General features: G+C 64.4%; 5 protein-coding genes. 2 read left to right on the forward strand and 3 right to left on the reverse strand.

Translation table 11 applies throughout. The annotated features are described in order from the left end of the window. The coding region (locus AC30NL_RS17855) for a condensation domain-containing protein (protein ID WP_489465335.1) at window positions 1-1,538 on the reverse strand (1,538 nt) is incomplete at its 3' end. 482 nt (window positions 1,539-2,020) lie between these two features. On the opposite strand from AC30NL_RS17855, the gene AC30NL_RS17860 reads away from it, so the two are divergent. Further along, window positions 2,021-2,797: an iron-containing redox enzyme family protein gene (locus AC30NL_RS17860; RefSeq protein ID WP_489465336.1), complete on the forward strand. Its 777-nt coding sequence runs from the start codon at window positions 2,021-2,023 to the stop codon at window positions 2,795-2,797. Then, window positions 2,794-2,937, forward strand: coding sequence for a hypothetical protein (locus AC30NL_RS17865; RefSeq protein ID WP_489465337.1), 144 nt, complete (start codon window positions 2,794-2,796; stop codon window positions 2,935-2,937). Before AC30NL_RS17860 ends, AC30NL_RS17865 begins: the two co-directional genes overlap by 4 nt. A gap of 140 nt (window positions 2,938-3,077) precedes the next feature. On the opposite strand, the gene AC30NL_RS17870 is transcribed toward AC30NL_RS17865, so the two are convergent. Then, window positions 3,078-4,664 (reverse strand): MBL fold metallo-hydrolase, encoded by a 1,587-nt coding sequence (locus AC30NL_RS17870; RefSeq protein ID WP_489465338.1) that lies wholly within the window; start codon window positions 4,662-4,664, stop codon window positions 3,078-3,080. 145 nt (window positions 4,665-4,809) lie between these two features. Beyond that, window positions 4,810-5,418 carry a condensation domain-containing protein gene (locus tag AC30NL_RS17875; RefSeq protein WP_489465339.1) on the reverse strand — a complete coding sequence of 203 codons (609 nt, stop codon included), beginning with the start codon at window positions 5,416-5,418 and terminating at the stop codon, window positions 4,810-4,812. Window positions 5,419-5,652 lie beyond the last annotated feature (234 nt).

Genomic DNA, 5,652 nt, shown 5'->3' on the forward strand with positions numbered 1-5,652 from the left:
AGGGCGACGAGGTGATGCGCGAGCTGGTTGGCGCGCGCGTTGAGCGCGGCGTAGCTCAGCTGCTCCTGCTCGAAGACCAGCGCGGTGGCCTCGGGGCGCAGACGGGCCTGCTGCTCGAAGAGCTGGTGGATGCACAGCTCGGCGTCGAAGCCGGTCTCGGTGGCGTTGAAGGCCAGCAGCTGGGTCTGCTCGGTCTCGGGCAGCAGCGGCAGGCGCAGCACGCAGGCCGAGTCATCCTCGACCATGGCCTGCAGCAGCGTGACGAACTGGGCCGCATGGCGTTCGATGCTGGCGTGCTCGAACAAGTCGGTGGCGAAGCTCAGGTTGCCGACAAATTCAGTTTCACTCTCCTGGAGCGACAAGGCCAGGTCGAAGGTGGCCTTGTTCGCCGTGGTTGTCGCGAACGGTGTCAGCGACAGCCCTGACATGGCTGCGTCGTCGCTTTGGCCCGAGCCGGCTGACCTCAGCGAGAACATCACCTGGAACAAGGGGTGGTGCTCCAGGCTGCGGATCGGTTTGACGGCGTCGATCACCTGCTCGAACGGCAACTCCTGATGGTCTTGCGCCTCCAGGGTGACCCGGCGTACTCGCTCGAGCAGCGTATTCACCGATGTCCCTGAGGTCACGTCGATGCGCAGCGCAAGCGTGTTGGCGAAGAAGCCGATCAGGTTCTCCACCTCCGGGAGCGTGCGCCCCGCGGACGCCGTGCCGATGACCACGGTTGCCTGGCCGGAGATGCGCGCCAACAGGGTAGCCCAGGCTGCCAGTAGCGTCATGAACAATGTCGTCCCGTGGCGCCGGCCCAGGGCGCGCAGTGCCTGGCCTAGCGCGGGAGCGATCGTGAATGCTACCGAGTCACCGGCAAAGTCCGGCGCGCCGCTGCGAGCATGGTCAAACGGCAGATTCAGCCGTGAGGGTGCGTCTGCCAAGCTCCGGCGCCAGAACTCGGAAAGCGCCTGCAGCGCCTGCTCATCCAGGGTTTTGCGCTGCCATATCGCGTAGTCCGCGTATTGCAACGACAGCGGTGGCAGGGGATCCCCTTGGCCTGCCAGGGATGCCGCATAGAGGACCCGAAACTCCTGTTCGAAGATGTCCATCGACCACGCGTCGGAGACGACATGGTGCATCGTCAAGAGAAAGACGTGGTCCTGATCGGCCAGCTTGAGCAATTGACCGCGAACCAGCGGTCCTTGAGACAGATCGAACGGCTGCCTGGCCTCTTCGTTGCCCAGGCGCGTGGCCTCACCGATGGGATCCGAAAGCGCCGACAGATCGGTCGTGCGCAGGGCAAAGGGGGTGGGTTCGCGTATCAGTTGCCGCGGGCGTCCGCGCGTTTCGACGAGGCAGGTCCGCAGCACTTCGTGCCGCGCCACGATGCGATCCAGCGCGCACCGGAAGGCGGCTTCGTCCAGCGTGCCCCGAATGCGATGGGCGTAGCTCAGGTTGTATGCCGCACTGGCCCGATGGTCGAGTTGCACCAGGAACCAAAGCCTGGTTTGCGCGAACGACGCGGAAAGTGTCTGAAGCTGCTGATGCATGGGACTTCGATGAGGGGCGGCGTTCTACACGCAGCGGCTGTCGAACTCGCATGGCCTTGGAGCGCGAAGCGCGCTGCTTGGCCGTGATCTTCCCGCTGGGCGTCAAACACGTCTTCGTCGTGCGAGTCGCGATGTTGTCTGTGCGTGACGAGATGATGTTGCGCAGATTGTCTGAACGCGCCAATCGGGGCGGAGTTGTCCGCTGAGAACTTCCACCCTCCGGGCAGAAGGACGGCTTGCATCAACGCAGGCGTGTTCACGCTCAGCTGCACAGATACAGCACACGGGTGCGCCGGCCGAGGCGCGCGAGGTCTTGCACGGTCTTGCCCAGGGCGTGCAGGTCGATCAACGAACGCGCACCTGCCACGGTCCGTCGTCGGCATGCAATCGCTGACGCTGCGGAGCAATCATTTCGGATGCATCCGGCCCACAGTGGCGGTCATGGCATAGAAGGGCCGAATTGACCTGGAGTGGAGTCGGCAATGACAAAGGCATCGAGCGACATGAACCTCGACTTGGCGGGCGCGATCGACAAGCAACTTCGGCGTCATGACGCCTTTGTGCAGATGGATCGCTTCGGAAGGCTTGCCCGCAGTCGGCCGATGACTGCGCTGGAACGCGAAAAGTTTTTGGCGTCCTTGTGGGTCTTCTTCGAGGAGGTTCCCACGGGGATTCTTGCCTTGGGGCTCAACATCTGCGATGTGCATCGGCTCACCGATCCATGGCAGGCCACAGAACTGGCCGCCAAGGTGCTGACTGCAAACGTCGATGAGTTCGGGCTTCGCAAGGCGGGTGACCAGACCCACCATCAGCTCTTCATCGCGTTGGCAAATCGCTTGGGTCTCACGGCAACGCAGTTGCGGCAGTCCCGCCACATCTTCGCGTCGGCGTATCGGCTCGCGTGCACCACCCGCAACTACTATCGCTCCCCCGACATTCTCCTGGGCATTGGCTTGCATCTGGCATCGGAACTGACTTCATCGGTTGAGTTTGGTCACTTCGACGCAGCCTTCCGAACCCACGCGTGTGAATACGGCATAGAGATCGATTCCGGACAAGACCCGTTCTTCTTTTTCCGTATTCACACACTCGTCGAGCCTGAGCACTACGCTAGCGCGGTTGAACTGGCTGTGCAGGTTGCCGGGCAAGTGTCTGACGATGCCTTGCTTTCGCGTTTGATCAGTGGCGCGACGGCCTTTCTGGACGACTTTTCCGCATTGTTCGAGGACTTCAACGAAATGTTGAGTGAGCGAGCATGAAGGCGTTGTTGCACGGAGGCAGTGTCGGGCGAGAGTACCCCTTTCCCCGCACCGAAGCGGCGGTAGGAGCGGTCGTGCTCAACCGCATGCTCGCGGCCGGACAGCCCAACTCCGTCCGCACCGCGCGCGACGCTAACTAAGGGTGCGGGGAAAGGCGGTACTGCAATACGGCCCAATCGTGCGAGCCCGAATAGCCGAGGCTTCCATACCGCGCTTCGCCGATGTAGAGCTTCCACGGATCACGAGCGACCTCGAACTCGTTCGAAATACTCTCAGCCTCTCAGTGCGGCGGCAGCACGATCTCCTTGCTGCCGTAGAGCCGCTCGCCGGTGACCCCGCGGGTGCGGCAATGCGCCAGGAAGGCGTCGGACTCGCTGATGCCGAGGTGGCCGCCGCTCTGGTCAATGGCCAGCACGTGGTTGAGCCACGGCTCCTGGCCCATGGCGTAGACGTAGGCCTGGGACGTCGGCCAGGCTTCGACGAGTGACTTCGCTTCGGCGGCGTTGGAGCCGCGGTCGCGCCGCGATTGGTCGGCCTTGCGGTCGAGCTTGCGCATCAGCAGGTGGCCGTAGCCCCAGCTCATCGGCGAGCCTTCGCATTCCATGCCGAGAAACAGCAAGTCGAGCGGGCCGAGCTCGGCGCCGACGTGCTTGTACAGGGTCGGGTCCAGGCTGCAGGCGTCGGCCAGGCAGGCTACCGAGCGGCCTTGCATGCGCACGTGGTAGCCGCTCTTGCCCTGGATATCGAGGTCGCTGTGCTCGCCGAGGAATGGCAGCGCCGTCAGCGCGCCGCCGCCGGCCAGCGGGATCGATTCGAACTCGTGAAGCTCGACGACGTTGGTGAATCCCATCTCCTGCAGCATCAGCTTCAGCGACGGATCCTGCAGCCGTCGCCCCGCGCAGCGTGGCACCACGACCGTGCCGGTGCGGTGGCGCAGGCGCAGCAGCACCTCGGGCCGGATGTGGTCGCTGTGGCCGTGCGTGATGACGATGAAGTCAATGCGCTCGGGCAAGTCGTCGAAGGTGTAGCGAGGCAGTTCGTTCGGATACTCGTAGGAGATGAAGGGATCAGTGAGGATGCTGGTCTCGGCCGACTCGACGAGCACGCAGGCATGGCCGAAGTAGCGCACGCGCAGGCCCTCCGTCGGCGGCGCGCGGCGCGGCCGCGGGGGCGTGTTGGTGAAGAGCCGTCCCCAAGCGGCCGTGCGCGCGCCGTCCAAGCCCAGGCGCTCCTGCATCTCCCGCACGTCCACGCGCGTGTGCTCGGCGGCGAACAGCGCATCGAGCCGCGCGTCGCGCCAGGGCAGCGACACCAGCGCGCGGTGGCCGTCGTCCAGCACCGGCGTGCTGCGCTCATAGGGCAACCAGTCGTTCTCCACGAGGTCGAAGCTGAACTGCTGCAAGGCCCCGCTGCCGTAGCGGCTACGGTAGAGCATGCCCTCCAGGAAGCGGATGCCAGAGTGGTGGTCGAGGTCATAGACGAGCTCGACGTAGCCGCGCAGCGCATTCGGCACCTGGGAGTACAGCGGCTCGAGCGACTCGCCCCGGCCCTGGCGGCGCAGAAGATCGTCGAGCGCCGAGATGGCCCCCGCCAGGGCCAGCATCTCGCCTTGTACCTTGCGCGTATGCGCCAGGAGCTCGCGGATTTCCTCGACGCGCGGCGTCGGGTAGTTGATCCACGGGCCACCCATCAGCGCAGGCGTACGGGCCGCCTCGGCATGCTGCTGCGGCGCGCGCAGGTACGACTCCATGATGGGCACGTGGTTGCGCGAGATCACGAGCGCGGCCTGCGGCGGCGGCAGCAGCATGTCCCACAGGATCCAATGGTTCAGCAGCGGCCGGGCGACCGCGTTCGGGCGCAGGTACATAGTCCCTAACAAGTTGAGTCTTGAAGAATTGTGCGAAGAATTCAAACGGTTCAGACTACGTTTGGCGCAATGAGCGCAACGCCTTTGTGGTGCTCATCGCAAGGATCGGCGCGGCGCCGGGCGCAGCGCATGGTTGAGGGAGCGCCTAGTATGGGAACGTTGCGGCCACGGTCTTGACCCCCTGGGCCAGGGGCTTGCATTCGCGGGCCAGGGAGTCGTTGGGCGCAGCTGCGGAGCACCCATTCCATGTGGTCAAGAACCTGTTCCACCGGCCGAATAAGCTGTACAGCTGTGCTGTGTTGATCGCCAAGAAGCGCTGGGATTTGGCAATCCAAGGTGGTACCAGTCCAGCACGTGAGTCGCCTCGGGCAACACCGACAGCTGCAAGTCTGGGCGTGTTGGTCGCCGTCAATTCAGCCTCCAGGCGCTGACCCACCCGAAGCGTTCGCGCCCGCACGGTGCTGGCACTGTGGCCTTGTCCAATGGGCAGAACCAGGCCATCGCTGCGGTCGCTGTAGTCGTGCCGCGCCAGCTCAAACACCCACGGCTCAAGCACACGCTGCACCGGCACCGGTGCGCCTTCCATCAGGATCAGCCGCAGCGCGTCGTGCCGTGCCACCAGCTCACTAATGGCGCGCTCCCACACATCCAGCTCGACATGCCCCTCGAACTCCAGCCAGCCGCCAATCGTGTACGACGCCTGCTGCGGGGTCAGCATCTGGTCCAGCCAGACCTCGTACTGCACCGCGCTCAGCTGCTGCTCGACACTCCACGGCCGGCCGTGCCACGACTGGCTGGAGGCCGCCTCAGGGCAGAATTTGCTGGAGTGTCGGAGAGGGTTGACATGCGATTCTTCTGTAGGGGTTGGTGCGTTTAGCGTTCTGTCTGATCAGTCTGTGACCGTGCGGCGTGGAGCTAGGCCGTCGTGGCGACAGCCGACGCCCACCATTGAGCCAATGCAACGACATGCGGGTTGTCGAGAATCGTC

The organism is Rhizobacter sp., from assembly GCA_021153565.1.
Taxonomy (GTDB): domain Bacteria; phylum Pseudomonadota; class Gammaproteobacteria; order Burkholderiales; family Burkholderiaceae_C; genus Albitalea.

Coding starts and splice junctions, on each gene's coding strand:
- AC30NL_RS17860 (WP_489465336.1), top strand. CDS start 2,021: ATGACAAAGGCATCGAGCGACATGAACCTCGACTTGGCGGGCGCGATC.
- AC30NL_RS17865 (WP_489465337.1), top strand. CDS start 2,794: ATGAAGGCGTTGTTGCACGGAGGCAGTGTCGGGCGAGAGTACCCCTTT.
- AC30NL_RS17870 (WP_489465338.1), bottom strand. CDS start 4,664: ATGTACCTGCGCCCGAACGCGGTCGCCCGGCCGCTGCTGAACCATTGG.